At 62.5% G+C, this 2,472-nt stretch carries 3 protein-coding genes; 1 reads left to right on the top strand and 2 read right to left on the bottom strand.

Translation table 11 applies throughout. The features are described 5' to 3' along the window. Positions 1-494 precede the first annotated feature (494 nt). A complete protein-coding gene (locus tag ACWF94_RS38600) occupies positions 495-1,007 on the bottom strand; it encodes a GNAT family N-acetyltransferase (protein WP_453499665.1) in 513 nt (170 codons plus the stop codon). Between the two features lie 38 nt (positions 1,008-1,045). Continuing rightward, a complete protein-coding gene (locus tag ACWF94_RS38595) occupies positions 1,046-1,819 on the bottom strand; it encodes a GntR family transcriptional regulator (RefSeq protein WP_453499663.1) in 774 nt (257 codons plus the stop codon). A gap of 233 nt (positions 1,820-2,052) precedes the next feature. On the opposite strand from ACWF94_RS38595, the gene ACWF94_RS38590 reads away from it, so the two are divergent. Beyond that, positions 2,053-2,424, top strand: a complete 372-nt coding sequence (locus ACWF94_RS38590; RefSeq protein ID WP_453499661.1) for a hypothetical protein — start codon at positions 2,053-2,055, stop codon at positions 2,422-2,424. The last annotated feature ends 48 nt before the right edge of the window (positions 2,425-2,472 follow it).

Genomic DNA, 2,472 nt, shown 5'->3' with positions numbered 1-2,472 from the left:
GAAGGGAAGCGCTGCGTCACCCACGTCACCAGCACCCGACAGACGGCCGGTGACCTGCGGCAACGGCGGTGACGCAGACCCCGGAATCCCGCGTCACCCCGCGTCACCCGCGTCACCCCGTGACGGAAGCCTGCGTCACGGGTGACGCACCCCGAACCCCGCTGCGTCACCGAAAACCGCAGGTCAAGAGCCTGATTGACGCAGATGACGCGGTGACGCAGAAATCCCAGCTTCGGACAGACCCAGAACCGGAGCTCCCGCAGTCGCAACCCCTACGTCGTGACGTACGGACCGTGGGCGGCTGAAGGTCGCCCGCCCAAAGGGCGGTCCCCGCGCTCTTCCCCCCTGCTAGACCTAGCAGGGGCGGCTGCTAGGTCTAGCACCCCCACTAGCACCCCAAACCCACCCTGACCAGCGGACTAGCGCCTAGCAGGCACCCCCGCATCTCTCACATTTCTCGTGTCCCACTGGGGCCCGGTGGGGCCGTCATGCTGCTAGACGCCGGGCGACACGTAGCAAACGGCCTTAGCAGATTTCGCATCTCCGTAGACGTGAGTCGTTACCCCGAGTTTCTGCCACCCCAGACGCTCATACAGTCGAATAGCAGCCGTGTCCTTTTCCATCACATCGAGGACAAGACGGATTCCGGCTCCTTGTGCGTGCTCAGTTGCTGCGCATACAAGGAGCGCTCCGACCGTGTTTCCGCGCGCCTCCTGTAGGACGAAAAGGCGAGCCAAGACGGCAGTTTCTTCCTTAGCGCCTTCCCCTTGTTGCAGCCAGCAGGAAACCGCATCCTCTCCGTTGGGGCGACTGATGGCTACGTGACCAACGATTCGCCTATCCACTTCGGCAACCCATGCATGGATGAGACCAGGGGGTGTTAGCCACTCTTCGGGCTGATCCACCCCCTCTACCGGATAGCCATCCGTGGAATGGACCTCTACGAGAGCGGCAGCCGCTTCGAGGATATCGACCTCAAGTCTGGGTCGAATGACCGGGCCGCTCACCGGGTAGGTTCTCTGACTCACTCTTGACCTCCTGATTCCTACTCGACGGGTGCGTTGTAGCTCAACCCATTCATGTCTGCACGCATGACGAACTGCGTCACTTCGAACGGTTCACCCTGCTGGTCAAGGCTCGTGTGAAGCACGTCGAGCACGGGAACGCCCCGTGGGAGCTTGAGGTACTGGACTTCCTCTGATGTTGGCATTCGGGCTGTGACTTCATCGTTGATGCGAACGACTGTGTGGCCCTTGTCTTCGAGGATGCCGTGGATTCCGAAGCGATGCGGCACCTCTGCTTCAAGTAGTCCCGTTCCCTGAGCCAGAATCCACGGAACCCAGGTTGTGACGCGATAGACCGGATCATCGTCTGCCCAAAAGACGTTCTCTCGACGCAATACTGACTTTCCCTTATCTGAGACCTTGAGATTCTTCGCTAGCTCCTTCTCCGGCTTCACTCGCTCAATACTGAGCACCTGGAAACGGCCGGTCTTTCCCTGCTTGGCGCATTCAAGCAGGAACGGCGAGAGGCCCAATTCTCGATACTTTGGTGAGTATCTGTCGCTACCCAAGCGGAGAAGTGGCTTCCGTTCCCGCACGAAGACGCCACGCCCCCATTCGGCGGTGACGATTCCCTGTTGCCCCAGGATCTTCAGCGCCTCATCGACGGTATTGCGAGCGACACCATACAACTCTGCTAGTGCCCGCTGTGAAGGCAGTTTTGCACCCGGGGGGTACGTCCCGTCTTCAACCTTCTTGCGTAGATCTGTTGCGATCTTGCGGCTTGCAGGCTCTTCCCTGTCCGGCTCGCTCCGCATCGTGCATCACCCTTCGTTCCTTCTGTACCCCATCTGGCTCTGACCAGTTTACGACCTGGTTTGAGCCAGTGAGCATTGCGGGGGTTGACGGCTACTGGCTTGCGCCAGTAGAACTGGCTCAGGCCAGTAACTGGCTCAGGCCAGTCGGTCTGAGGCAGCAAAGAGGCGCGGTGCCAGCGGCCAAGCAAGGACACCGCGCCCTACCCAGAAGGGGTGTCTCCATGATGCCTGGAATGCTTGCGGTTCGTTCGGTCCCGGGTCCGGTGGGCCGCCGTGTGGACGCGTTCGGTGACGTGGACAGGAACGAGCCGGTGCGGATCGCTGTGCCGGTGACGGCGTACCTGTCGTTCGCTGAGCTGCTGACGCTGCTGGTGTACACGCCCGCTGTGGACTTGGAGTACGGCGATCTGGCCGACGACGACGCCGTGCGGGAGGCGCTGCGGTTCGCGCTGGCGTCCGAGAGCCTGCTGGGGCTGGCTGAGCGGGTCGGGCGGACGATGGCGGCCTACCGGGGTGAGCTGCCCCAGGGGCGGGGGGTGCCGCCGCTGGAGTACATCCGGTGCGTGGCCGCCGCTGTCACCCGGGTGTTCGGGGTGTCCGCGTGAGCGCTGCGGTAACCGCGCTGTTCGCGCACGTCGCCGGGGGTACGGCTG

Source organism: Streptomyces sp. NPDC055078, assembly GCF_053607985.1.
Note: the sequence above shows the minus strand (reverse complement) of the source record. Positions and strands in the feature narration are given on the sequence as shown.